The organism is Micromonospora sp. NBC_00617 (assembly GCF_045161355.1).
GTDB lineage: Bacteria > Actinomycetota > Actinomycetes > Mycobacteriales > Micromonosporaceae > Micromonospora.
The window spans coordinates 2,866,875-2,891,307 of sequence record NZ_CP107751.1 but is presented as its reverse complement, the minus strand read 5'-3'; the positions used below and the strand labels follow the sequence as shown (position 1 = coordinate 2,891,307).

Annotated in this window: 25 protein-coding genes and 2 pseudogenes; 12 read left to right on the top strand and 15 right to left on the bottom strand. The window is 69.9% G+C overall.

What is annotated here, in order from left to right; translation table 11 throughout:
• Window positions 1-78: 78 nt before the first annotated feature.
• Window positions 79-1,059 carry a hypothetical protein gene (locus OG505_RS13280; RefSeq protein ID WP_405433537.1) on the top strand — a complete coding sequence of 327 codons (981 nt, stop codon included), beginning with the start codon at window positions 79-81 and terminating at the stop codon, window positions 1,057-1,059.
• A gap of 120 nt (window positions 1,060-1,179) precedes the next feature.
• On the opposite strand, the gene OG505_RS13275 is transcribed toward OG505_RS13280, so the two are convergent.
• Window positions 1,180-1,539, bottom strand: a complete 360-nt coding sequence (locus OG505_RS13275; RefSeq protein WP_405433536.1) for a hypothetical protein — start codon at window positions 1,537-1,539, stop codon at window positions 1,180-1,182.
• Window positions 1,540-1,897: 358 nt separating this feature from the next.
• Window positions 1,898-2,506, bottom strand: a complete 609-nt coding sequence (locus OG505_RS13270; protein WP_405433535.1) for a TetR/AcrR family transcriptional regulator — start codon at window positions 2,504-2,506, stop codon at window positions 1,898-1,900.
• 63 nt (window positions 2,507-2,569) lie between these two features.
• Between OG505_RS13270 and OG505_RS13265 the strand changes: the two genes are divergently transcribed.
• Window positions 2,570-3,502: an NAD(P)H-binding protein gene (locus OG505_RS13265; protein WP_405433534.1), complete on the top strand. Its 933-nt coding sequence runs from the start codon at window positions 2,570-2,572 to the stop codon at window positions 3,500-3,502.
• A gap of 61 nt (window positions 3,503-3,563) precedes the next feature.
• On the opposite strand, the gene OG505_RS13260 is transcribed toward OG505_RS13265, so the two are convergent.
• Together OG505_RS13260 and OG505_RS13255 are read right to left on the bottom strand one after the other, a co-directional pair.
• Complete coding sequence (locus tag OG505_RS13260) at window positions 3,564-3,737, bottom strand: hypothetical protein (RefSeq protein WP_405433533.1); 174 nt, start codon at window positions 3,735-3,737, stop codon at window positions 3,564-3,566.
• A gap of 45 nt (window positions 3,738-3,782) precedes the next feature.
• Window positions 3,783-4,262 (bottom strand): MarR family winged helix-turn-helix transcriptional regulator, encoded by a 480-nt coding sequence (locus tag OG505_RS13255; RefSeq protein WP_405433532.1) that lies wholly within the window; start codon window positions 4,260-4,262, stop codon window positions 3,783-3,785.
• A 31-nt stretch (window positions 4,263-4,293) separates the two neighbouring features.
• Between OG505_RS13255 and OG505_RS13250 the strand changes: the two genes are divergently transcribed.
• Window positions 4,294-5,370 (top strand): GNAT family N-acetyltransferase, encoded by a 1,077-nt coding sequence (locus OG505_RS13250; RefSeq protein ID WP_405433530.1) that lies wholly within the window; start codon window positions 4,294-4,296, stop codon window positions 5,368-5,370.
• Between the two features lie 434 nt (window positions 5,371-5,804).
• Here OG505_RS13250 and OG505_RS13245 read toward each other — a convergent pair whose 3' ends face one another.
• Together OG505_RS13245 and OG505_RS13240 are read right to left on the bottom strand one after the other, a co-directional pair.
• Entirely contained in the window at window positions 5,805-6,338 is a 534-nt protein-coding gene (locus OG505_RS13245; protein ID WP_405433528.1) for a pyridoxamine 5'-phosphate oxidase family protein, read from the bottom strand.
• A gap of 242 nt (window positions 6,339-6,580) precedes the next feature.
• Window positions 6,581-7,144, bottom strand: a complete 564-nt coding sequence (locus OG505_RS13240; protein ID WP_405433527.1) for a dihydrofolate reductase family protein — start codon at window positions 7,142-7,144, stop codon at window positions 6,581-6,583.
• A gap of 104 nt (window positions 7,145-7,248) precedes the next feature.
• Here OG505_RS13240 and OG505_RS13235 point away from each other — a divergent pair, with 104 nt between their 5' ends.
• A complete protein-coding gene (locus OG505_RS13235; RefSeq protein WP_405433526.1) occupies window positions 7,249-7,467 on the top strand; it encodes a hypothetical protein in 219 nt (72 codons plus the stop codon).
• A gap of 230 nt (window positions 7,468-7,697) precedes the next feature.
• Here OG505_RS13235 and OG505_RS13230 read toward each other — a convergent pair whose 3' ends face one another.
• The gene (locus OG505_RS13230) at window positions 7,698-10,301 is read right to left on the bottom strand and encodes a HelD family protein (protein WP_405433525.1); all 2,604 of its coding nucleotides are present in this window, start codon (window positions 10,299-10,301) and stop codon (window positions 7,698-7,700) included.
• On the opposite strand from OG505_RS13230, the pseudogene OG505_RS13225 reads away from it, so the two are divergent.
• The 3 genes and pseudogenes from OG505_RS13225 to OG505_RS13215 all read left to right on the top strand — a co-directional run.
• Window positions 10,188-10,586, top strand: a pseudogene (locus OG505_RS13225) (low temperature requirement protein A); the annotation flags it as partial. The gene OG505_RS13230 and the pseudogene OG505_RS13225 overlap by 114 nt on opposite strands.
• A 474-nt stretch (window positions 10,587-11,060) precedes the next feature.
• A complete protein-coding gene (locus tag OG505_RS13220; protein ID WP_405434906.1) occupies window positions 11,061-11,357 on the top strand; it encodes a hypothetical protein in 297 nt (98 codons plus the stop codon).
• A gap of 1 nt (window position 11,358) precedes the next feature.
• Window positions 11,359-12,798, top strand: coding sequence for a dihydrolipoyl dehydrogenase family protein (locus OG505_RS13215; RefSeq protein ID WP_405433523.1), 1,440 nt, complete (start codon window positions 11,359-11,361; stop codon window positions 12,796-12,798).
• A gap of 151 nt (window positions 12,799-12,949) precedes the next feature.
• Here OG505_RS13215 and OG505_RS13210 read toward each other — a convergent pair whose 3' ends face one another.
• A complete protein-coding gene (locus tag OG505_RS13210; RefSeq protein ID WP_405433522.1) occupies window positions 12,950-13,225 on the bottom strand; it encodes a helix-turn-helix domain-containing protein in 276 nt (91 codons plus the stop codon).
• Between the two features lie 64 nt (window positions 13,226-13,289).
• A complete protein-coding gene (locus tag OG505_RS13205; RefSeq protein ID WP_405433519.1) occupies window positions 13,290-13,823 on the bottom strand; it encodes a MarR family winged helix-turn-helix transcriptional regulator in 534 nt (177 codons plus the stop codon).
• Between the two features lie 136 nt (window positions 13,824-13,959).
• Between OG505_RS13205 and OG505_RS13200 the strand changes: the two genes are divergently transcribed.
• Window positions 13,960-14,850: an EamA family transporter gene (locus tag OG505_RS13200; RefSeq protein ID WP_405433517.1), complete on the top strand. Its 891-nt coding sequence runs from the start codon at window positions 13,960-13,962 to the stop codon at window positions 14,848-14,850.
• Window positions 14,851-14,855: 5 nt separating this feature from the next.
• Window positions 14,856-15,539 carry an NAD(P)-dependent oxidoreductase gene (locus OG505_RS13195; protein WP_405433515.1) on the top strand — a complete coding sequence of 228 codons (684 nt, stop codon included), beginning with the start codon at window positions 14,856-14,858 and terminating at the stop codon, window positions 15,537-15,539.
• Here OG505_RS13195 and OG505_RS13190 read toward each other — a convergent pair.
• The 3 genes from OG505_RS13190 to OG505_RS13180 all read right to left on the bottom strand — a co-directional run bounded on the left by OG505_RS13190 (window position 15,517) and on the right by OG505_RS13180 (window position 18,827).
• A complete protein-coding gene (locus tag OG505_RS13190) occupies window positions 15,517-16,758 on the bottom strand; it encodes an MFS transporter (RefSeq protein ID WP_405433514.1) in 1,242 nt (413 codons plus the stop codon). The genes OG505_RS13195 and OG505_RS13190 overlap by 23 nt on opposite strands.
• Window positions 16,755-17,360 (bottom strand): disulfide bond formation protein DsbA, encoded by a 606-nt coding sequence (locus OG505_RS13185; protein WP_405433512.1) that lies wholly within the window; start codon window positions 17,358-17,360, stop codon window positions 16,755-16,757. Before OG505_RS13185 ends, OG505_RS13190 begins: the two co-directional genes overlap by 4 nt.
• Before the next feature lie 66 nt (window positions 17,361-17,426).
• Window positions 17,427-18,827 carry a PLP-dependent aminotransferase family protein gene (locus tag OG505_RS13180; RefSeq protein ID WP_405433510.1) on the bottom strand — a complete coding sequence of 467 codons (1,401 nt, stop codon included), beginning with the start codon at window positions 18,825-18,827 and terminating at the stop codon, window positions 17,427-17,429.
• A 68-nt stretch (window positions 18,828-18,895) separates the two neighbouring features.
• On the opposite strand from OG505_RS13180, the gene OG505_RS13175 reads away from it, so the two are divergent.
• The 3 genes and pseudogenes from OG505_RS13175 (at window position 18,896) to OG505_RS13165 (ending at window position 20,005) form a co-directional block, all read left to right on the top strand.
• Complete coding sequence (locus OG505_RS13175; protein WP_405433509.1) at window positions 18,896-19,276, top strand: MBL fold metallo-hydrolase; 381 nt, start codon at window positions 18,896-18,898, stop codon at window positions 19,274-19,276.
• 34 nt (window positions 19,277-19,310) lie between these two features.
• Window positions 19,311-19,448, top strand: a pseudogene (locus OG505_RS13170) (NAD(P)-binding domain-containing protein); the annotation flags it as partial.
• A gap of 107 nt (window positions 19,449-19,555) precedes the next feature.
• Complete coding sequence (locus OG505_RS13165) at window positions 19,556-20,005, top strand: NAD(P)-binding domain-containing protein (RefSeq protein ID WP_405433507.1); 450 nt, start codon at window positions 19,556-19,558, stop codon at window positions 20,003-20,005.
• 43 nt (window positions 20,006-20,048) lie between these two features.
• On the opposite strand, the gene OG505_RS13160 is transcribed toward OG505_RS13165, so the two are convergent.
• From OG505_RS13160 to OG505_RS13150, 3 genes are all read right to left on the bottom strand, one after another.
• Window positions 20,049-21,896: a glycoside hydrolase family 15 protein gene (locus OG505_RS13160; RefSeq protein ID WP_405433506.1), complete on the bottom strand. Its 1,848-nt coding sequence runs from the start codon at window positions 21,894-21,896 to the stop codon at window positions 20,049-20,051.
• A gap of 111 nt (window positions 21,897-22,007) precedes the next feature.
• On the bottom strand, window positions 22,008-23,072 hold the full coding sequence (locus OG505_RS13155; RefSeq protein ID WP_405433504.1) for an LLM class flavin-dependent oxidoreductase: 1,065 nt from the start codon (window positions 23,070-23,072) through the stop codon (window positions 22,008-22,010).
• 80 nt (window positions 23,073-23,152) lie between these two features.
• Window positions 23,153-24,382 (bottom strand): vanadium-dependent haloperoxidase, encoded by a 1,230-nt coding sequence (locus OG505_RS13150; RefSeq protein ID WP_405433503.1) that lies wholly within the window; start codon window positions 24,380-24,382, stop codon window positions 23,153-23,155.
• Window positions 24,383-24,433 lie beyond the last annotated feature (51 nt).

The window sequence follows — 24,433 nt, the reverse complement described above, 5'->3', positions numbered from 1 at the left end:
AAGCCGATCCGTACGTCCTGAACCGGGGGCGGGACCCGGCCCGGGTGAGCCGAGTCCCGCCCCCTGACGGTGGCCGACGTGGCCGCCACGGGTCCGGACAATGCCTGGTCGGTCGGCTATCAGGCGTCGACCTACACCGGATTCTCGATTGACGAGCCGTACGCGCTGCTGCAGTGGAACGGGCGGGCGTGGACGGAACGGCGACTGCCGCACGAGGCGTTCCTGCTGTACAAGGTGGATGCGGCGAGCGTCGGGGACGTCTGGACGGTGGGCATCGGCGATCTCGGCCAGCCGTATGCCGGGCATTTCAACGGCCAGACCTGGACGGGACACCCGCCGTTGGGCACCTCGGCGGGGCCCTCGGCGCTGCTGGACGTGGCGGCCACCGGCGGCGGGCGGGCGGTGTTTGTCGGCCACGACGGTTCCGAGCCGCTCGTCGTCGAAGGCGACACCCATCAGTTCAACCGGGTGGCGGTACCGGGGACGGAGCAGTACAACGGTGTCCTGCGGGCGGTCTCGAGCACTCAGGACGGTAGCGTGTTCGCCGCCGGAGACAGGTACGTCGCCGACGCTCCCTACCCTGAGCCGACGATCGTGCAGCGGGTCGGTGGCGCGTGGCGGGTGGCGGCGTTGCCAGCGGTTCCCAGCACTCAGCTGACCGGTGTGTGGGCTCGCTCGTCGACCGATGCCTGGGCGGTCGGCACCCAGGACTACGACTCTGCTCCCAAGCCGGTCATTCTGCACTGGGACGGCAGGACGTGGCAGCGGTTGGCGGGACCGGCAGCCGCCGGCCGGGCGTATGCCGTTGCCGGTGACGCGAACGGCAATGTGTGGATCAGCGGCACGAATCCGATCCCGCCGTACATCGAGTACCCGGGCACGCTGTTGCTGCGCTACACCGGCGGCCGGTGGAGTGTGGCGTACGGGCCGAAGGTCGACGGCAGTGACCCGAGCCTCGACGCCCTGGCCAACGTCCCGGGCACCTCGTCCTTCTGGGGTAGCGGCGCTGTTTCGACCAACGGCCTCGGCATGGCCGGCGTCATCGAGCAAACCAGGTGACGTAAGGGGCGTGAGCATCGGTAGGGATTTTCATCTGTCAGGGGACGAGAGCCATGAAGGCGAGGCCCGTCGTACGCTCCGCCAGGTCGAGCGCGGCCGCCGGGTCCTCCAGGCCGACCGTCAGGGTGTCCAGGGCCACGTCCACCGGGCCGATTCCCGCCGCGTCCCCCGCCGCGCCGCCCAGTTGCATCCGATCCGTGTGCGCTCGCTGCCGGCGCCGGAACCGCCCAGACCGATCCAGCCCACCAGGATCTCGTCGTCGTCGCCCGCGTTCAGCAGCGCCGTGTCCAGCACGATGTCGCCCGGGGCGACATGGAACACGTCGGTCACGCGCCCGACGCAGGAGGGGCTCAGGATCAGCGGGACCGGCAGGCCGCCGCGATTACCCCCAACCACCATTTTCGTGTACGCCGAAAGGTGCGCGGCGAGAGTCAACCTTCGCGATCCGATAATGCGGTATCCAGAATCGAGTTCAGCCACGCGGGCCGCAAGCGCTTACGGCATCCCGGCTGGGTGTGATCACGGTGTCGCACAGCGCGTTCCACGTCGCCGAGCGGCCCGAGCAGACGCTTGTCGTCTGCCGCCTGCCGGACGGCGCAGACCAGCGCTCTGGTGACGATCGCGAAGTTGCGGAGAATCCGGCGACGCGCCCGGAGCCGTCGTGACGGGCGACCTCGTCGGCGGGATCAGTCGTCAGCGTTCCGCCCGTCGTGCAGGCGCCGCCGGTCGGACAGGGCTGTCGTTCACCGTCCGAGCTTGCGGTAGCGACAGGTGTACGACCTCGTTGTTCGGACTGCTCGACCGGTGACTCGCTACCACGCCGGTCGCACGTAGCGGACTAGGAACTGCCGTAGCGCAGTTGGGCGAAGGCGTGGTCGGCGTCGGCGATCGCCTCGGGCTGCACATCGTGTGCGGTCCGCCCGTCGGCGATTTTCTGCCAGTTGGTCCGGGCGAGTACGCGTTGAACGGCGACCACCTGGGCGGCCTGCAGTCGCCCTGCGATGCCCGAGCCGAGGGCGGCGGCCAGCGCGTCCTCGTCGTCGAGCTGGTATTGCGTGAGCCGCCCCGTCAGGCTCGCAGTGGCGAATACCAGCCGGTGAAACGCGATCACCTCGGGATGATCGTTGAGGCCGGTGACCGGCTCGAAATGATCGAGGCCCGCCCGGAAATGCCGGTGTAGGGCTGTCATCGGGGGAACGTCGGGACCTCGGCTGCTGACGACACGTGCGGCCTCGCCCTTGTGGTCGGCAAAACGGTGCAGGACCAGGTCTTCCTTGGTCGGGAAGTAGCGGAACAGCGTCGGTTTCGACACTTCGGCTGTCGCGGCGATGTCGGACACCGACACGTGTTCGAACCCGCGCGCCAGAAACAAGGAGATCGCCGCGTCCGCGATCGCGTCCCGCGTTCGTAGCTTCTTGCGTGCCCGCAGCCCCGCCGACTCGATCACTTCTACAGAGTATCATTTGTTACCGAGTTGCTTTCTTAACCCGGTAACGTTTTACTGAGCACCATGAAGCAGACGAACGCGACCCCCGCCGCACAACGGCACGTTGCCGTGACACCCGCGACTGGATCCCCGGTGCTCGTCACAGGGGCGACCGGCCGGATCGGCCGCGCCGTGGTCGACCAGCTGACAGACGCGGGGGTGCCGGTCCGCGCTCTCGTGCGTCGCTCCGAGTCGGCGGCGACACTGCCCACCGGCGTCGACGTCATCACCGGCGATCTCACCGTGCCCGAATCGCTCGACGCCGCACTACGTGCCGTCAGCACGGTCTTCCTCGTCTGGACCGCGCCGCCACGGACCGCAGCCGCCGTGATCGATCGTCTGGCCGCCCACGCGCAGCGCGTCGTATACCTGTCCGCACCACACCGGACCCCGCACCCGTTCTTCCAACAACCGAATCCGATGGCAGCGCTGCACGCCAAGATCGAGCAACTCATCGCGGCCAGCGGACTCGAATCGACGATCATTCGACCAGGGATGTTCGCATCGAACGCCTTGTTCTGGTGGGCCGCCTCCATCCGCGAGGACGGCGTGGTCCGGTGGCCGTACAGCGCGGCAGAGACAGCCCCCGTCGACGACCGGGACGTCACCGCAGTCGTCGCGCGAACCCTTTACGAAGACGGGCACGCCGGCGGCGATTATGTTCTGACCGGCCCCGAGTCGCTCAGTCAGGCCGAACAGGTAAGCATCATCGGTGACGTACTGGGCCGCCCGACCACATTCGAGGAACTACCACCCGACGAATTCCGGCGCCAGACCCCGGAAACCTCGCGCTCGGCAGCGGACATGCTGCTGGCCGCATGGCAGGCCACGATAGGGCAGCCCGCATACGTCACCTCGACGGTGTCCGACCAACTCGGGAGGCCACCGAGAACATTCCGTCAATGGGCCACCGACCACGCCACCGCGTTCACCGAGGAACCCCATCCGGCGAGTTGACCAGTTCGAGGCTGATCGGGCTGCCGTGGCGGCTGAAACAGAAACGGCACGGCCACCCGGACTACATGCTGCGCCACACCTTCGTGACGACCACGCGCGACGCCGGCGTCAGCCTGCGCGACGTGCAGATCGCCGTCCACCAGGGCGGCCGCTGCCCCCAGCGTCCGGTGAGTGCGAGGACGGCGACCACGCCGATCACGACCAGGACGACCGTGATGACGTTGCCGATCTCCATCCGGGCGTCCTGCAGATGACCGGGGGCCGGAACCGGGGTGATCGGTCATCGCTGACCGTCGGCTTGGGGTTCTTCCAGCCTCCGGGCGATCTGTTCGATGGCGATGAGGTCGTCTGGGGTGAGCCGGTCGATGAAGTGGCGTCGTACCGACTGAACGTGGGCCGGTGCGGCGTTTTCGAGTGCGTCCAGACCTTGCGCGGTGAGGACAAGGAAACAACCTCTGCCGTCGGCCGGGTCGGGTGTGCGCCTCAAGAGACCGCGTCCCTCCATTCGGGTGGCGTGCCGGGACAGCCGGCTGCGCGACCAGCCCATCTTGTCGGCCTGTTCCCCCAGGGTGCTGGTGTGGCCGGTCCGCTCCGACAGGGTGCTCAGCACCTCGTAGTCGGGTTCGGAGAGCCCAATCGTGGCCAGGTCGCGGGCCGTGCCGGTCTGGACGGCGACCACTACCCGCAGGAACGCCCGCCACGCCCGTTCCTCGTCAGGGTTCAACCAATGTGGGGCCCCGGCCGGCACTCTCGTTGACATGTCATCAACCTAGCACTTACCCTTCGTTTCCATGTCAACGAAACTGGCGCGTGTCGTCGTACTGATCTGCAGCACCCGCCCAGGTGCCTTCGGCCCCCTGGTGGCGCAGTGGTTGATCGAAACGGTCGCCCCTCGTGCCGCCGAACTCGGCGTCGAGCTTGTACCAGTGGCCCTCGGCGATCTGAACCTGCCGTTCCTCGATGAGGAGGAGCATCCGTCGTCGGGTGTCTACCAGCATGAGCACACACGACGGTGGAGCGCGATCGTCGACGCGGCGGACGGGTTCATCGCAGTCACGCCGGAGTACAACTACGGGATGCCAGCGACGCTGAAGAACGCGCTGGACTACCTCGGCCGCGAATGGGCATGGAAGCCGGTCGGCTTCGTCAGCTACGGCAACACGTCGGCGGGCACCCGGTCGGTTCAGCATGCCAAGCAGGTGGTGACTACGCTCCGCCTGGTCCCCCTGGGCGCCACCGTCGCGATTCGCATCGGTGACGCGGTGGAAGGTGGACGGCTGCCTCCCGACCCGGCCCGCGACACGGCGGGTGTCGGGCTGGTGGACGAACTGGTCCGGGTCGCCCACGCCCTACGGCCACTGCGCGAACGCGGACGAGCCGGGACGCTGTCCGGACCATTGCCAGGGTCGTACGCGAGGCGGTTGACCCCCGACGACGCGCCCGAGGTCACTGTGCTGCAGCGGTGCTGCTGGGTCGACGAGGCCGTCGTCAATGACACGATGGCCATACCGGCTCTGCATGAGTCGCTGGAGGAGGTGCGCGGCTGGCTGGATACCTGGCACACCACGGGCATCTGGTTGGACGGTCGACTGCTGGGCATGGTGCGGGCCCGTCGCGATGGCACAGACTGGCAGGTGGGTCGGCTCGCTGTCGTGCCCGATCTGCGGGGGCGCGGGCTGGGTCGGTGGCTGCTACGCACCGCCGAAACCGGCGCCCGACCGGACTGCCGTCGCATCCTGCTGTTCACCGGCGCGAAAAGCTTGCGGAACATCGAGCTTTACCACAGCGAGGGATACCGGACGGCACCACTCACCCGCCCTGACGGAACCACCTGCCTCACCAAGGGGATATCCGTCAGGCAACGGTGACGCTGGCGGTTTGCCGGTAACTGGGTGGAGCCGTTGCCTGGCACGGGCCGCCCGCCAGCCGGCGATGCCGCACCATGCTCCGCGACAAGATCCCCTACCAGCCATGCCCAACCCGCGTATTGCGGTCGAAGTGAGGGGTCGTCAAATGTCCATCGCTACTCTCCGCCGCCGGTTCTGAGCCGATGCCTGGAAGGCGCGAGTACAGCAGCCCCCAGGTGCCCGTCGATTCCCGTGATCGTCGCGACCGTGAAGCGGGGGTTGCGGTGAAGGCGACGAGTTGCCCCGTGGGGATGCTCACGGACACGTCGCGCTCCACCCATCCCAAACAAACCGGGCATACCATGACGTTGTGGCAGGTCGTGATCCATGGCGTGGAGCGCCGCGTCACCAGATCGTTCACCACGTGCCGGGCCCGATGCGACCTGTGCTGCGGATCAGGACTGGGAAGCCGCAGTGAGCTTCGCGATGTCGGGGGCGTAGCCGGTCATCCAGTGTGGATGAAGCCGGTAGTAGACAACGTCGTTGTCCCAGTCGAAGAAGTCTTCGCCGCCGTAGAAGTCCTTGAAGTACGCGAGCAGGTACGGCCAGTCCTCGGCGGGCTCGCCGTCCGGGGGATTAAGGATCTCCACCGTGCCGTGCGTGAACACGCCCAGGTCCTCACCGCGCATGTGCGCGGCGCTGACGGCGGGCCGGACGGCGAGGTGCCGCGCCTTGGCGGCCCCGCGCGCCGTGCCGAAGTGCCACTTCCCGTGCAGGAAGTGCCCGTCCACGCCGCTGATCCGCGGCTCGCCCTTCGTCGTCACGGTGGCCAGGGCGAGGGTGCACATGCCAGTGAGAACCTGGGTGAGTTGCTCGGCGCCAAGGCTGCGCTCGCTGTTGATGATCGAGCGGAGGTGTGAGGTGGAGCGGGAGAGGGAGGCGTCAAGGAGGGCCTGAAGCTCATTGAGCTCCTGTGGCGTTTCACGCATGGGAATCCTATCTATCCGTGGGGCCCCGTCCACGACCACCATCGGCGCGGACCGGTGACACCATGCTCGACCCAAAACCTGACACCCTGTGTCGCATTTCTTCACCCATCTTTCGGACATTACCGACCGTGCCGCTGCCGTGCCGCGATAGACCGGCCGGGGGTTCCCGGATCGTGGTTCGCTGTCGCCATCACCGTTGTCCCGACTCGGCGGTTGACGCCTCCCGCACGCAGGGCCGTCGTTCACCCTTTGGCAGGGCGGTAGCGGAGGTGTACGACCCCGTTTCGGAACCTGCGCTCATCGATGAGTTCGAGGTCGGTGCGCATGCCGGTCGGCATCCCTGGCTTGCCCCCGCCGACGACAACGGGCCAGATGAGCAGCTGGCACTCGTCGACCAGCCCGGCCTTGAAAGCCTGTGCCGCGAGGTTGGCGCCTCCTACGGTGAGATCGCTGCTGGCCGTGGCCTTCATTTCGTGTACCGCGGCGGGGTCGAATTGGCGTTCGAGTCGAGTGTCGGCAGTTGACACCGCGGCGAGGGTCGTCGAGTAGACGACTTTGTTCGCCGCCTTCCAGACGCTCGCGAACTCGGCCGTGAGGTCAGACTGCGCGGCCAGAGCCGGGTTGGTCTCCCAGTGGGCCATCGATTCGTACAGGCGCCGGCCGTAGAGGAACGTGCCCACGGACCGCAGGAGGTCGGTGCAGAGCACGAATACCTCATCGTCCATCGGCAACCAGGCGAAGACGCCGCGTTCGTCTTCGATGTATCCGTCGAGCGACATGTTGGTCACGTAGATCAACTTGGCCATGCGCCTACCTTTCGATGATCAGCTGCAAGGACCTGGAGATTCGCCAACGCGGCGTCCAGCTTGGTGAACGCCTGGCGCCAACCCTCCTCGCTGGGGTGTGTCAGATGCTCCGGCAGCCACTGGCGGATCTCCAGTCGCGTCCGCCCGTCGGATTCGTCGTGGAACTCGACCCGCAACCTCTCGAACGGCTCGACGCCCTCGTGCAGCCGGCCACTGACGTGCATGACGCCTTCGAGCAGTTCGCCGTCGGCGACGTCGGTGAGGTCGACGTGGACGTGCACGCGAAGGTCGGGTTGGCTGCGTTGACCTCCGTCCACCGTTGAAATCCCCCGGAGCGTACGCGTCGAACAGCCGAGAGATGACGAGCTGCGGAGTGTCGGCGCTCATTCTGGCTCCCGGGTGTCGTCGGCCATGATCCGTTGCCCGTCCGGCGGCCTGCACCGCGGCAAGGTGGGCATCGAGGCGGCTCTCGCGCCACTTGCCCGACCGCGACCGCGAGATGAGCGCGGCGCGTTCGAGCACCTTCAGGTGCCGTGACACCGCTGGCATCGGGTCACGGGCGTGGCGACTGCTGCGTGAGGATCAGTTGTCCGAGTTCCTGGGTGCATCGGGTGAGCGCGACGTAGAGGCCGTTCCAACCGCGCGGCTCGGCGGCGATGCCCTGGGGGTCAATGAGGAGCGTCGCGTCCCACTCCAATCCCTTGGACTGGGTCGCGGTGAGCACTGGCACATCATTCAGCACGGCCAGGAGTTCGGCGGTGCGGTCGGCGGGGGCGATGACGCCGACCGTGCCGCCGTGCCACCGGTGCCGCAGCTCCCGCACTGCTTCGGCGGCAGCACCAGCAAGCTCAGTGGGTGCGATCGTGAGCTCCCAGGGGGCGATGCCGGAGGAACGTACCGCCCGGGGCGGCGCGTTGTGGCTGCCAGCCTTCTTCAAGACCGGTTCGGTGAGGTCCATGACCTCGCGCGGGGTCCGGTAGCAGATGGTGAGTTCCGCGGCGGTCCAGCGGTCTCCGAAAGCGGCCTGCACCGCCTGTGCCCAGTTGGTGTGCCGGTGGGCCGCCTCCGCCTGGTCGATGTCGCCGACGGCGGTGATGGAGCGGCTGGGACAGCGTCGGAGAACCATCTGCCACTGCATCTCGGACAGCTCTTGCGCCTCGTCGATGACGACGTGGCCGTACACCCAGCCGCGCTGCCGGCGAGCGCGGTCGGCGACGAACTCGCCCTGTGGTTGCGGGGCGTCGACCTCGCCGAGCAGGTCGGCAAGGGCGTCGAGCAGGGGAATGTCGCTTGATGCCCACCCGGCGGGCTCGGTCGCGACCGCGGTGATCTCCTCGGGGGACAGCTGCGGGGCGAACCGGGCCAGCAGGGCGCGGTCGGTCAGGAGATCACCCAGCAGGGTTTCGGGGTCGAGGGTGGGCCACCACGCCTCGATGAATCGGGCGATGGTGGCGTTCTCGGCGATACGGCACCGCAACTGTTCGATCTCCTCGTCGGAGAGCAACCCGTCGATGTCGCTGCCGGTGGACGTCCGGGCGGAGTGGTGGTCCTGCCCCATGTCCCTGTCGACGCGGACGAGGATGTCCTCGAAGCCCTCCTCCATCTCGTCCATCAGCGCCTCGCGCTGCTCGACGACGACATCGGCGAGAAGGTGGTGCAACTGCTCGGCGAACGCCGCGCGAGCGCGGTGGTACGGGCGTCCCTGCACCGCCGAGGCGAGCGCGTGCGCCACAGTTGTGGCTGGGATGACGTAGAACTCGCCCTCCCAGCGCAGCTTCAGCTCACGGGGCCGGGGAAGCAGCGACGTGACGTAGTTTTCGAGCGCGGACTGCCAGAGGGCGCGGCCCTTGACCTCGGCGAGAAGCCGGCTCTCGTCGCGGCCCACCTGAACGTCGGCCAGCAGGGTGTCGCAGGTCGCCGAGACGACGGCGGTCTCACCGAGCGCGGGCAGCACCTGGGCGATGTACTGGAGGAACCGCGGCGAAGGGCCCAGAACCAGGACCGCCTGGTCGGCCATCTTGCGGTGGGTGAACAGCAGGTACGCGACGCGGTGCAGCGCAACAACGGTCTTGCCGGTGCCGGGACCGCCCTGAACGATCAGCGGGCCGGTCGCCTCCGCCCGGATGATGTCGTCCTGTTCGCGTTGCAGCGTGGAGATCGCCGTCGACATGCGGCCGGTGCGCCGCTGATCGAGGGCGGCCAGGAGCGCGCCTTCGCCGACGAGTTCGGCCGTTGTGGTTCCGTCCAGAGGCTCGTCGTCCACGCCGACGACCGTCGATCCCGTGGTACGTATGTGCCGGCGCCGCGCCTGCCCCTGTGGGTCGACAGCCGTCGCGGTGTAGAACGGCCGGGCTGCGGGAGCGCGCCAGTCCACCAGCAGTGGCTCATTGCCCTCGCCCTCGTCGCGGAGACCGACACGGCCGACGTGGCGCACGGTGCCATCACGACCGTCCAGGCGGCCGAAGACCAGCCCTTCCCCTGCTCGCTGGAGCTCGTCGTACTGCTGGCGCAGCAGGCGCTGCCGGGCCTGCGCCAACGCGTCCGCGGCCTCTGCCGAAAGCTCGACCTGTAGCTGGTCGGCCAGCTTGTCGCGCCGGGCCGTGGCCACGTCGAGAAACGCCTGTTCCTCGGCGATCGCGGATCGGCGCGCGACGTCCTCCGCGGTAGAGGCCGGGGATTCGCCGACGCCAGCAGTGCCGTTGTTCAAAGCAGACTTCCGGCGCATTCGCAAGTCCTTGTATGGGTGTCCGTCGGCCCGGATGAGCCGCAGTGCGGTCGGCGGCAAGCATAGGGTTGTGTTTCCCTCGTCGCCCAGGAAGTTCGCGGGCAGAGATGGGAATCTCAACACCTTGCAGTTCCGGTTCGCTTGTGGCCCCCAATCAATGTCGATCAGCTCTTTGACAGTCCGACCGTTATCTGATCTCGCGGGAGTTCCACGGCAAGGACTGCTTGGGCGGAACGGGCTGCGTCCTGGGTCAAAGGCGGCTGGCGGCCGGCTCGTTGGTGACATGGGACGGACGGAGGCGGATCCGCCGGCCTGATCATGGCGGTGACGCTGCCCCGCGCCATGGAGGAGCGTTCGTTGCCGTTCACGGCCGCGTACCTGATGGTGATGGTGGTGCGGCCGCTGGTGATCGCCGCCGCGCTGCGTGGCCACCCGCGACGGCTGGTGCCGTTCCGACTTGCCGTGTGGGCTCTGGCGAGCGCGCCGCTGTGGCTGGCCGGCGCGTTGGGTCCGGATCACCTCCGCCTGCCGCTGTGGGTTGTCGCCCTCGCTGTCGACTACCTTGCCTGGGCATTGGGCTGGCCGTTGCCGCGGCTCGGAACTTCGAGAGTGGGTCGGTGGCGGATCGAGGGGAACCATCTCGCGGACCGTTATCAGCAGATGTTTCTCATCGCGCTCGGTGAGTCGATTCTGGTTATCGGCGTGGTCTTCAGCGGCGGGGACTATTCCGCGGGGCGGGCAGCCGCCTTCGCGGTCACCATCGTCACCAGCGCGCTGGTGTCAGCCGGTGCGCGGCTGTCTCTGAAGGGGAGCGCCATGCCCACCAGGTCACCCTCGTCATCGGTAATCCCGCCGACCCCGCCGAGTTCGAGAAGGTCTACGCCGACGTGCGCCGGGCCGCGGAGACGCTCCCGAAGCTCCAGCGGGTCGAGTCGGCCAAGGTGTGACCAACGGAAGACGGCACGCCCACTCCCGCGTACCGGACGCTCGACCTGTACTTCGCCAGCTACGAGGACGCCTCCGCCGCCGTCGCGACGCCCGCTGTCGGCGCCGTCTTCGGTGGGCTCCAGGGTGCTCAGGTCGAGATCACGGGGCTGTTCTCAGACATCGAGTAGCACCGCCGTCCCGTCCCGGCGGTGGCCCGCACCCCGCTGGGTGTCCCTTCGCTCCGGAATCACCGAGAGGATGACCATGACCACCCTTGCCGCCGGCGCGTCCGGCATCCCGGCGGTCCTGCGCGTCTGGGGCGCCTGGGCGGTCGTGGCCGGGCTGGTGCAGCTGATCGTGGGCGTCACCCGCCGCAAGATGGGTGGCCAGTGGCCGATGATCATTAGCGGTGGCATCTCCGTACTCGCCGGTGGATCGTTCTTCGCGGCTGCCTCCGCGGACAACCCGGCGCTGACCAACGCGATCGGCTACGCCATCCCCGGCGCTATCTTCTTCCTCATCGCGGCCATCCGCCTCGGCCGCGCCGCGAAGGGGAACTGACATGCAGAACGCCACGTACGACGTCATTGTCATCGGCGCGGGGCCGGTGGGGGAGAACGTCGCCGACCGTGTCGTGCGGGGCGGCCTGACCGCCGCGATCGTCGAGCGGGAACTGGTGGGCGGTGAGTGCTCGTACTGGGCCTGCATGCCAACCAAGGCGTTGCTGCGCAGCCAGACAGCGCTCCGGGCGGCTCGCCAGCTGCCGGGTGCGCGCGAGGCGGTGACCGGCGAGTTGGACGCGGCGGCCGTGCTGCGCCGCCGGGACTCCTTCGTGTCGCACTGGAAGGACGACGGGCAGGTGGCCTGGCTGAACTCGGCGGGGATCGCGCTGCATCGCGGCCAGGGGCGGCTCAGCTCCGACCGGGTCGTCGAGGTGACCGGTGCGGACGGCGGCACCACCTCGCTCACCGCCCGACACGCGGTCGTCATCGCGACCGGAAGTAGCGCACTGGTGCCGGACATCGCCGGTCTGCACGAGGCGGCGCCGTGGACCAGCCGTGCGGTCGCCGCCGCGAGCGAGGTTCCCGGCCGGCTCGCCATCATCGGCGGTGGCGTGGTGGCCGCGGAGATGGCGACGGCGTACGCCGGTCTCGGATCGACGGTGACGGTGCTCGCGCGCAACGGTGTGCTCACGCGGGCGGAGCCGTTCGTCGGCGAGCGGATCACGCAGTCCCTGCGAGACGCTGGCGTGTCCGTCCGACTCGGTGTCGAGGCCACGTCGGTGAGCCGCGACGGCGACGGCACGGTGCACATCACGCTCACCGACGGCGAACAGGTCGAGGCCGACGAAATCCTCGTCGCGATCGGCCGTACGCCGAACACGCGCGACGTCGGCCTCGATCGGATCGGCCTGAAGCCGGGCGCCTGGCTCACGGTCGACGACACCCTGCGGGTGGTCGACGGTGCCGGCGCGTTGATCGGCGACGGATGGCTGTACGCGGCCGGGGACGTCAACCGGCGGGTGCTCCTGACCCACCAGGGCAAGTACCAGGCTCGCGCGGCGGGCGACGTGATCGCCGCGCGGGCCAGGGGAGAGGCGGCAGACGACCGCCCGTGGGGTCGGCACGTCGCCACCGCCGACGCGTACGCGGTGCCGCAGGTCGTCTTCACCGACCCGGAGGTCGCGTCGGTGGGGCTGACCGCAGCCGCCGCCGAGGGCGCCGGGCTGCGGATCCGGGTCGTCGACTACGACCTGGGCGCCGTCGCTGGGGCCGCGCTGCACGCCGACGGCTACCAGGGGCATGCCCGGATGGTCGTGGACGAGGACCGGCGGGTCATCGTCGGTTTCACCCTCGTCGGCCCGGACGTGGCGGAACTGCTCCATGCCGCGACGATCGCCGTCGTCGGTGAGGTCCCCCTGGAGCGGCTGTGGCACGCCGTGCCCGCGTACCCGACCGTCAGCGAGGTCTGGCTGCGCCTGCTGGAGGCGTACGGCCGCTGACCTGAGCCGCTCGGTCTTGCGCGCGATCGCCGGCCGGGCGCCGCCGCGACGAGGCTCACGGGCGGGCTGGTGGCGACACCGAAGGAGCTGGGTCATCCCCTCACCTGGGGTGGCCCAGCCCGAGGTCGTGCGGCGGCGGATCGCGCGAGAACTAACGGGCCGACTCTGCCGACTGACGTTCCGAGTGGATCCTGAGGAGTCCTTCGACACCGCGCTCCAGCTGATGCACCGCACGCAGGTAGGCCAGGATCAGGTCGTCCTTGCTGGGGAAGTGCCGGTAGAAAGTGGCCCTGGTCACCTTCGCCTCGGCGATGATCCGGTCGACGCCGACGGAGTGAATGCCCTCCGTGTAGAAGATCCTGGTCGCCGTGCGGGGAAGCCTGAGCCGTGCCTTGGAAGGCCGGGCGTCGGGTTCGTCGCGCGCCATCCAACCATCTTGGCGACAGAACGTTCGGTCCGATCTGCTTGCCGACGCCAGGCAGGTCAGACCGCTAGGGCGCACTCTGGGCTGATCGCCCGGGACGTGCGTCCGTCGGGGTGTCCCCGAGCGCGGTCAGCATCGTGCGCAGCAGTCCTGCCAGTTGCTCCCGCTCGTCGGGGCGCAGTGCGCCGATCAGCCGGGCCTCGTTGGCGACGTGATCGGCCATGGCCTGGTCGACGACCTCGCGGCCGCGATCGGTCAGGGTGACCAGGACGCTACGGCGGTTCGTGGGATCGGTCTCGCGGCTGACCAGGGAGCGCGCCTCCAGGCGGTCGATCCGGTTGGTGATGGCCCCCGAGGTGATCATTGAGGTGGCCGCGAGGTCGCCCGCCGTCAGCCGGTACGGAGGGCCCGAGCGCAGCAGGGTGGCGAGAAGGTCGAACTCCCAGGTCTGTAGCCCTCGGGTGGCGAAGTGCTCGCTCAGCCCGCGTTCCAGCAGTCGCGACGCGCGCTGGATGCGTCCGACCACGCCCATGGGGCTGGCGTCAAGGTCCGGTCGTTCGGCCCGCCACTGGTCCAGGATCCGGTCCAGGCTGTCGGCCATCACTCTCCTCAACGTTGAACTGTTTGACGTCAAGATAGCAGTCGTGATTTTATTTCAACGTCAAACAGTTCAACGTTGAGAGGTTTCTGTGCTCGAAACCCATCCCCGCCGGGAGGCCGCCCTCCCACCCGGTCGCGTGACGACGGGCGGCTGGGCGATCACCGGGCTCGCCTCGATCGCACCCGTGACCTGGGGCACCACCTATCTCGTCACCACGCAGTGGCTGCCCCCTGACCGCCCGCTCCTGTCCGGAGTCCTGCGCGCGCTGCCGGCCGGACTCATCGCTCTCCTGATCGCCAGACGGCTGCCGACCGGCGTCTGGTGGTGGCGCATGGCCGCGCTGGGCACGCTCAACATCGGGGCGTTCTTCGTGCTCCTGTTCGTGGCGGCGTACCGGCTGCCGGGTGGCGTCGCGGCCACGCTCTCGGCGGCGCAACCGCTCATCGTCGCCGGACTGGCCGTGGCCCTGCTCAGAGAGCGGCCGAGCCGGTGGCGACTCGGCTGGGCTGTCATGGGTGTGGCCGGCATCGCGCTCATGGTCCTGCGCGGGCGGCTGGGCTTCGATCCGGTGGGACTCGCGGCCGGTTTCGCCGGCACCGCGGTGATGGCCGCCGGGACCGTGTTGACCAAGCGGTGGGGGCGACCGTCCGGTGTCGGCGTACTGGCCTTCACCGGCTGGCAACTCACCGCCGGTGGGCTGCTGATCGCCCCGCTCGCCCTGGCCGTCGAGGGCCTGCCGCCCAGGCTGGACGCGCCCGCCCTGGGCGGGTACGCCTGGCTGTCCCTGGTCGGGACCGGTCTGGCCTACACGCTCTGGTTCACCGGCTTGGCACGCCTGCCCGTCACGGCGATGTCGTTCCTGCCGCTGCTGTCGCCCGTCGTCGCCGCCGCCCTGGGCTGGTTGGTCCTCGGGCAGTCCCTCACCGCCATCCAGCTCCTCGGCTTCGGCCTGGCCATGGTCTCCATCTCTGCCGCACAACTGAACTCGAACCAGCACCTGCTCGCCCGATTCACAGGAAAGAGCTGACGATCATGCGCATCACCGTTTTCGGAGCCGCCGGCACCACCGGGAGTCGGATCGTCGCGGAGGCCCTGAGCCGCGGCCACGACGTCACGGCCGTCGTACGGGACCCGGCGCGGCTCGCCCAACTGCCCCCGGCCGCGATCCACCGGGTCGGCGATGCCGCCGACGTCGACACCGTTGTCGAGCTGAGTGCCGGCCAGGACGTCGTGGTCACGGCGACCCGCCCGCCAATCGGGTACGAACACGAACTCGTGGCCGTCGCGAAGGCGCTGCTCGCCGGGCTGTCCCGCACCGGCGCACGGCTGCTGGCCGTCGGCGGCGCGGGCAGCCTCACCGTGCCGGGTTCGGACGGCACGCTCGTGGTCGACGACCCGGCGTACGTACCGCCAGCCTGGCGAGCGATCGCCCTGGCCTGCAATGACCAGCTCGCCGTCTTCCGCGCGAGCACCGACGTGGACTGGACCTACCTCAGCCCCGCCGCGATCCTCGAGGCGGGTGAGCGCACCGGCTCCTACCGGCTCGGTGCCGACGAGTTGCTGATCGACCCGGTCGGCGCCTCCACCATCTCCGCCGAGGATTTCGCCGTGGCGTTGCTGGACGAGGTCGAACGGCCCCGCCACCGGCGTACCAGGTTCACCGTCGCGCGGACCCTGACACCTCCCGTGTCGGCTACCGAAGCTGCGGGCCGATAGACGGCGTGAGATCCGCGCGACCGGCTGCGGAACGACGGGACGTGCGGTCGGCCCAGCGGACCGCCGGGCGCATGGCGAACGCCGCCGCGACGAACATTCCGCCCAGCAGAAGCCAGCCCGGTGCGCCCCAGGTGACGATCAGAGTGGTGAGGAGAAGTGGTCCCAGCACGCGTGCGACAGCGGTGCCGGCGCCGAAGAAGCCCTGGTACTGGCCCTGACGCCCGGCGGGTGCCAGCCCAAAGCTGATCTCCCAGGAGCCGGATGCCTGCATCATCTCCCCGATGACCTGCAGACCCGCGGCCAGGAGCAGGACGGCGGCGGCCTGCCAGGGCGCCGCGCCGAGGCCGGAGAGGGCGAACACGGCGCACGAGGCGAACATCGTCAGCCCGGAGTAACGAACGAGGCGGGTGGCGCTACGAAGGTCGGTGACCCTGCGGGCGATCCGGACCTGGAACAGCACGACGCTGAGGGTGTTGAGGACCAGGATCGCCGCGACGATCCACCGAGGCGCTTCGGTGCGTTGCGTGACCCACAAGGGAATGACGAGGCTGAGCAGGGGCATGTAGAGCAGCAGGACGGCGTTGAGCAGCGTGATCACGGCGTAGGGGCGGTCGCTGAGCACGGCGAGCGCCCGTGCGTCGCCGCCGGTGCCCGACGTGGTCGGCACGGCCGGTAGCCCGCGCAGCACCGCTGCGGCGACCAGGAAGCTCGCCGCGTCGACGCCGAACACCGTCAGGTAGGCGTGCGGAGTGTCGAGAAAGAGGGCCAGGCCGCCCAGGGCGGCGCCGATGGCCAGACCGGCGTTGGCCCTGGACTGGAGGGTGGCCCGCACCCGGGTGCGGTCGGCCGACTCGACGAGCCCCGCGAGCAGGGCCTGCCGGGCAGCGCTCAAACCGCCCTGACAGCAGGCGTACGCGCAGGTGGCCAGCACGAACAACGGGAACGACCGGACGAACAGGAACGAGCCGATTGTCGCACCGGTCACGGCGGCCAGCAGGATCGCGGCTCCTCGGGGGCCGCGCCGGTCGGCGAGGTGCCCGAGGAACACTCCGGCGGCGGCGCCGACCGCCCAACCGGTGCTCAGGCCCAGGCCGATCTGGGTGGGAGACAGGCCGATGATCCGGGCGAAGAAGAGGGCCGAGCAGACGTAGAAGGCTCCGTCCCCGACGGAGTTGATGAACTGGGCGAGGGCGAGAACCCGGGCGGGGCTTCTGGTCACGAACGCACGTCCGGCCGGCCGTCTCGGGAACGCTTCAGCTCGTAGAACCCGGCGGTACCGGTGACGAGCAGCACCCCGTCCCACAGCCGCCCAGCCGCCTCGCCACGCGGTACGGGGCTGACGACAGGCCCGAAGAAGACGTGCCCGTCGACGTGGATCGACGGAGTGCCGGGGGCGTCGCCCATCGGGGCCATGCCCTCGTCGTGGCTCGCGCGCAGCGCCTTGTCGTACTCGGTGCTCTCGGCGGCCTCGGCGAGCTGCCCGTCGAGACCGAGTTCGGTGAGCGCGTCGACGTACAGCTGACGCCCGATGGGTGCGGAGTCCAGGTGGATACGGGTCCCCAGCGCGGTGTACAGGTCCCGCAGGACCTCGCGGCCGTACGTCTGCTCGGCGGCGGTCAGCACCCGCACGGGGCCCATGCCCGGTCGGAGCCACTCCGCGTACCAGTCGTCCAGGCCATCTCGGCCCTCGTTGAGCACCGTCAAGCTCATCACGCGGAACCGGACCCGAACATCGCGGACGCGCTCGGTCTCCAGTAGCCAGCGCGAGGCGATCCAAGCCCAGGGGCATCGCGGGTCGAACCACAGGTCGACGATTGTCATACCGCGACGCTACGAAGCGGTCGGGCCAGAGAGCAGGGCCGATTGGGTACGGGAAAATTGAGCCAATCAGCTCCGTGGACTGCCGCCGAGCACTCGGGCCAGGGTGTCGAGCGCGGCGAGGTAACCGCCCTCGTTGGGCGTGCCGTAGCCGACGATGAGACCGGGTGGGTGATCGCCGGGACTGTGCCAGTGGTCGCCCAGACCGCCCAGCGCCAGTCCGTGCGCCGCCGCTCGGTCGAGGATCTCCTGCTCGCTGGGGCCGGCGGTGGGCAGGCTGACCATCGCGTGCAGGCCGGCGGCTATCCCGTGCAGGGCGACGTGGCGTCCGAGTCGGTTGACGAGGAGGTCGCGTCGACGCCAGTAGCGAAGCCGGCACGCGCGGATGTGCCTGTCGTACGCGTGGCTGGTGATCAGATCGGCGAGGGCGAGTTGACCGATCGCCTCGGTGTGCAGATCGGTGTGCCGCTTGTGGCGCACCACCGGTTCGACGAGGCGTCCCGGCAGCACCATCCATGCCAGCCGCAGGGCGGGCCCGAGGGTCTTCGCGGCCGTACCCACGTAGACGACGTGGTCCGGCGCCATCCCCTGGAGCGCGCCGACGGGTTGGCGGTCGTACCGGAACTCTCCGTCGTAGTCGTCCTCGATGATCAGGCCCGCGCGCTCCCTGGCCCAGGTGGTGGCGGTGTGCCGACGGTGCGGGTGCAGTGTCACTCCGGTGGGGTACTGGTGCGCCGGGGTCACCACTACCGACCGCACCGCCGCGAACGCGGGCGTGCGGAGCAGGTCCGTGCGGGCGCCCCGTTCGTCGACCGGCAGTGCGACGACCTCGGCGCGGGCGTGCCTGACCACGTCGCGGTGGAAGCTCAGGCCGGGGTCCTCCATCGCGAGGACCGCACCGTCGGGTACGCCGGCGAGCAGGGCGAGGGCCTGCACGTACCCGGACGTGATCACGATCTGGTCCGGGTGGGCCAGAACGCCCCGAGCGCGCCCCAGATAGTCCGCCAGCGCGGTGCGCAGCTCGATCCGGCCGCGCGGGTCACCGTAGGCGTAGGCGGCCATCGGGGCGGTGGCCAGAGCCCGTCGGGTGGCACGCAGCCAGGCGGCCGTCGGAAAGGTGGAGACGTCGGGACTGCCGGGCCGGAGGTCATGGCGCAGCGCCGGCACGTCGGCCGCTGGCCGCGCGGCCTGCGCCCGGCTCCCGGCCAGATCGGCGACGACAGTGCCCGAGCCGGTCCGGGCGCTGAGATAGCCCTCGGCGACCAGTTGGTCGTACGCGGCGCTCACTGTCCCGCGCGCCAGGCCGAGCTCCAGGGCGAGCGTGCGGGTGGACGGCAGTCGGGTCTCCGGCGTCAGCCGCCCGGCCCGGATGGCTTCGCGCAACGCCCGCTCGAGGCCCGCTCGACGACCGGACGCCGGGTCGAACTCCAGGTGCAGGTCAACCCCGAAAGCGGCCCAGTCGATCGACACGATGTCGAACCCTAACACCGGGCCAATGACTGCTCTTCGACCTGACCGGGTTGGCCCTCCCGCATCACGTGCCCAACGCGGGCATTCGCATCGAGGCCGACGGGATGGTCGTGGCCTACTCCGGGGACACCGGCCCGACCCCTCTGCTGGCCGAACTCGGCCGCGACGCCGATCTGTTCATCGTCGAGGCCACCGACCGCAGCGGGGAGACCGACCGACCCACGCGCAATCTGATGACCTCCACCGAGGCCGGCCACTGGGCTCGACGGGCGGGTGCCCGCCGCCTGATGCTCACCCACTTCTGGCCAGGCAATGACCGGGCAGCCGCCGTGGCGGCCGCGCAAACGGAGTTCGACGGGCCTGTGCTGGCGGCCGACGAAGACCTCACCGTCATGCTTGGCACACCAGATCGGGCGACGACGGGAAGCGGGAGGCAGGAGCCGGGATGAGTGCTCGCACGGGGGATTCATCGGGCTCGGCATCATGGGCGTGCCCATGGCGACGAACCTCGTCAACGCGGGCGTCGACGTGGTCGTCTGGGCACGTACGCCCGGGCCCGTCGCGGAACTCGTCGCCGACGGAGCGCGTGCGGCCGACGACCTCCCGGGGGTGTTCGACGCCGCCGAGACGGTCATCCTGATGCTGCGCGACGAGGCAGCCGTCGACGCCGTGCTCGGGCGGGGACCGACGAGTTCGTCCGCCGCGTACGCGGACACACCGTCGTCCAGATGGGCACCTTCACGACCGCGTACTCGCAGACGCTCGCCGTCGAGGTCAGCGAAACCGGCGGACAGTACGTCGAGGCCCCGGTGTCGGGGTCTCGCGGACCTGCCAGGGAGGGAACGCTCGTGGCCATGCTCGCCGGCAACGACGAGGCGATCGAGCATGTCGAGCCGCTCATCAACGCGATGTGCGCGCAGCGGTTCCGCTGTGGCGCGGTGCCGGCGGCGCTGTCGATGAAGCTCGCCGTCAACACGTTCCTGATCACCATGGTGACGGGCCTGGCCGAGACATTCCACTTCGCGGCGCAGACCGGCGCGGACACGGAGGTCGAGCTGCGACAGCGCGTAGCTCACCGCCCACGGTGCAGGGCGCGCTGCGGGCGTACCCGCGGGCGCTGGCGGAGTTCGCCCGGCGGCGGTGGGGCTGGGACGGCGGCCCTCGCCGTCGCGGGTTGAGCCAGGCGCGACGAGGCCGACCGGAGGGGTGCCCGTGCCCGTGCTACCGGCGGTTCCGGGCCTCGGCCTCGGCGTCGAGCAGGTCGTTGAGTGTCAGCGCGGAGTTGATCAATGCCAGGTGGCTGAACGCCTGGGGATAGTTGCCGACCTGCTCCCCGGTCGCGGCGATCTCCTCGGCGTAGAGGCCGAGGTGGTTACTGAAGGTGAACATCTTCTCGAACGTGAGTCGGGCGTCGTCGAGGCGGCCGGACCGGGCCAGCGCCTCGACGTACCAGAAGGTGCACATGTTGAAGGTGCCCTCATGGCCGGGGAGACCGTCGGGGGAGTGGACCGGGTTGTAGCGGTGGACCAGGCTGTCGGAGACCAGTTCGCGTTCGATCGCCTGCAGGGTGGACTGCCACAGTGGGTCGCTCGGCGTGACGAAACCGACGGAGGGCATGGTGAGCAGCGCCGCGTCCAGCACGCTCTCGTCGTACGCCTGCACGAAGGTGCCGCGTTCCCGGTTGTATCCGCGGGTCATGACCTGGTCGTAGATCCGGTTGCGCTGCTCGGTCCAGCAGGTCATGTCGCCGGGCCGGCCGGTCCGGGTGGCCAGCCGGATGGCGCGATCCAGCGCCACCCAGGACATCACCCGCCCGAAGGTGTAGTTACGCGGGTGATGGCGGCTCTCCCAGATGCCGGCGTCGCGCTTGTCCCAGTTGTGGCAGAGCCAGTCGACGAGCCGGACGGTGCTCTTCCACACCTGGTGCGAGACACGGATGCCCTGTTCGTCGGCGAGGTGCATGGCGTAGAGGGCCTCGCCGTGGATGTCGAGCTGAAGCTGGTCGGCGGCGCCGTTGCCGATCCGCACCGGCCGCGAGCTGCGATAGCCCTCCAGGTGCTCCAGAATCTCCTCGTGCAGGTCGGAGGAGCCGTCCACCCGGTACATGATCTTTAAGGGATCCTGGTGGTCGCCGGCTTCACGGATCCGTTCGTCCAGCCAGTTCATGTACTGGCTGACCTCCTCGGTGAAGCCGAGCCCGAGCAGCGCGTGCACCGAGAACGACGTGTCCCGTACCCAGGTGTAGCGGTAGTCCCAGTTGCGGGTTCCGCCGACCAGTTCGGGCAACGCGGCCGTGGGCGCGGCGATCATCGCGCCGGTCGGGGCGTACGTCATGAGTTTCAGCGTGATCGCGGAACGCTCGACCATCTCCCGCCACCGGCCGGTGTAGCGGGAGCGTTCGAGCCAGCGCCGCCAGTAGTCCCGGGTCCACTCGAACATGCCCTGGATCTCTTCCTCCGGGATGACGCGCGGCTCGCTGCCGGCGGTCTCCAGGACCACGCCGCCGGTGTCGCCCTCGTTCAGGGTGCCGTACCCGACGAGGTCGTTGCCCTCGAGGCGGATTTCGCCGCGTTCGGAGATCAACCGGCCCGTGGGGTCCACCGGGTTGAACGTCAGCGTCGCCGACCGGCTGCGAAAGACGTAGCCGTTGCGGTGGCGCTCCAGCTGATGCTCTTCCCGGGCGTAGTCGAATCGCGGCCGGCACTCCACCCGGAAGCGCATGCTGCCGCGGACCATGGTGACGATGCGGACCAGGCGGTGTGCGTCGGTGACCCGCTCGCCGGTCACCGGCATGAAGTCCATCACCTCGGCCACGCCGTCCGCGCTGATGAACCGGGTGATCAGGATGGGCGTGCCGGGGAGGTAGAGCTGTTTGGTGACGTACCGGACGTCGTGCGGCGCGATGCGGAAGTAGCCGCCCTTGTCCTTGTCCAGCAGGCCGGCGAAGATGCTCGGCGAGTCGAAGCGCGGCGCGCAGAACCAGTCGACCGTGCCGTCACACGTCACCAGCGCGGCGGTCTGCAGGTCGCCGATGAGCCCATGATCCTCGATCGCCGGATAGCTGTCCACGTCTCTCCCCGGTTTGGCTGCGTCCTGCGCATCGAACCTAGGGGGAGAACTGTCGGCTCAGGCGAGATTCACGTTCCGCCACCCTGTCGACACCCTGCGGGCGGTCCGCGCTCAGTCCCGCAGCAGGGGCAGCAGGTGGGCGCCCTGGCGCCTGATCTCCGGAAGGTAGGGCGTGTCGGACAGCACGAAGTGGGTGACCCCTAGCGCCTGGTACCTCCGCAGCGACCTCGCCACGTCCTCGGCGGAGCCGACCAGCCAGGTGGTGCCGGCTCCGCCGCCGCCGTACCTGCCGGGGGCGGTGTAGAGGTTGTCGTCGAGCACGTCACCGCGGGCGGCGAGGTCGAGCAGCCGCCGCTGACCGACCGCCGTCTGCCGGCCCCGGTCCCGCGCGGCGAAGCCGTTGCCCGCCGCCATCCGCGCCACCTTGGCTTCGGCGTCGGCCCAGGCCTGCTCGGTGGTGTCCCGCACCACGGTGGTGATCCGCAGCCCGAACTCCAGCGGGGCGTGCTCGCGTCCCAACTTCTCCCCGAGCAGTCGGAGGCGCTCGATCCGCTCGGCCACGCCGTCGAGCGGCTCGCCCCAGAAGAGTTGGACGTCGGCCTCGGCGGCGGCCACCTCCTCCGCGGCGGGGGACGCGCCGCCGAAGTAGAGCCGGGGGTGCCGGCGATCGCCGCGGACGACCGGCCGGAGCGCCACGGTCGACCCGGTGACGCTGAAGTGCTCGCCCTGGTAGGTGACGTTCTCCTCGGTCCAGAGCTTGCGCACGATCTGGAGGAACTCCCGGGTGCGGGCGTAGCGGTGGGCCTGGTCGCCCTCGCCGTCGCCGTACGCCGCCAGGTCGTCAGTGCCCGACACGATGTTGATCAGAACACGGCCGCCGCTGAGGTGATCGAGCGTCGCGGCGGCGGAAGCGAAGTTGGCGGGCCGCCAGTAGCCGGGCCGGATCGCGATCAACGGCTGGAACGTCGTCGTCCGGGCGGCCAGCGCGGTGGCGACGGTGAAGGTGTCGGGCCGTCCCCAGCCGGTACCGAGGAGGGCGCCGCCCCACCCGTGTTCCTCCAGGGTCCGGACGTGGCTGGTGAGGGTCTGCAAACTGTTGTGGTGCTCGACGACGTCGTCGCCGCGATGACCGGGCTCGACCTGATTGGGGATGTACCAGAGGAATTGCGGGCTCATCTGCGACGGCCTTCCCTGAACAAGATGGAACCGGGCGAGACCGGCGGGACGGCGCCGTGCCGCCCCGCCGGTGAGCGGGGTCAGGAGAACAGCCGGGCCGCGTTGCGGACGGTGTGCGCGGCGACGTCACGGCCGAGCCGGACGCCGGCCTGGTCGGCCGTACGGGTGTGGATGCCGGACCACACGCGGGCGTCGACGTTCTCCTCGGTGGGCCGGCGCCAGTCGGTGTAGGTGCGGGTGACGCCGGGTTGGGTGGGGCTGGTGATGGCGTAGGCCGCGCGTGCCCGCGCCCCGGTCAGGGCGGTGAGCACCCCTTCGGCGGCCCCGGCGTAGGTGTTGTGCCCGCTGGGATAGTCCGGATGTGCGGGCGTGTCGTGCAGCGGCGTCCAGCCGGGGTCGCCGTCGACCCGGATCGCGGTGACCGGCCGCCAGCGCAGGTAGGCGTACTTGGTGTCGGAGGTCGCGATCTGGGTGTCGACGAGTGCGACGTGAAAGAGGGCTACGAGGGTCGCCCGCCAGGCGGTCGATCGGGTGGACTGGGCGAGCGCGGCACGCAGGATGCCGGTGTAGAGGGTCAGCGAGGAGCCGAGCCAGAACGTCGCCGTGTCGGTCTGCTGCGGTGTCCGTACGGTGCTGCCGGCCGCACCGTACGCCCGGACCTCGGCGAGGTCGGCGCGGTAGCGCGCCGATCCCACGGTCGGCGGCGGCCCGGGCCGGTACCGGTCCGCGCGGTCGAGCAGGAACGGCGTGGCGAACCGGGTTCCGGCCTGTTGGGCGGCCGTGAAGCTCGGTGGGGTTGGCTGCCAGATTCCCGGCCCGGCCGCGGGCGCGGGGTACGGCGGGTTGACGGAGGCGGGATCGAGCCCGTCGTCGGAACGCTCGGCGATCAACGAGCGGGCTTCCCGTCGGCCGGCGGCGCGGCCGCGGTCCTTGGCGTGGCCGTCGGGGATCCGGTCGAGCGTGGTGCGCAGCGCGGCGTCGAGCGCGGGCGTGCCGTCCGGGACAAGGGCGCTCAGTGCGGTGTGCACGGCGGACGCGAGGGCGGCGTCCTGGTAGGCGGACGAGGCGGGCCCGGTCCGGACCGCGCGGGCCGCGGCGAGCCAGCTGATCGCCCACGCACGGTTGTTGGTCACCTGCGGTCGGGTGCCCGTCCCGATGGCGGTGGCGGTGACGTCGTACCACTCAAGGGCGGTGTCGATCGCGGCGGTGGCGGCGGTCGCCGGCGCGGCGAGGGAGATGCCGGCGGTCAGCGCGGCGGCGGCGATGGCCGCCGCGCCGCGTCGCCAGCCTCGACGGGTGAGCAGGGCCATGGTGGGGGTTCTCCGTTCGGGGGTTCGGGGCGGGGTCCGCATGGTCGGCGT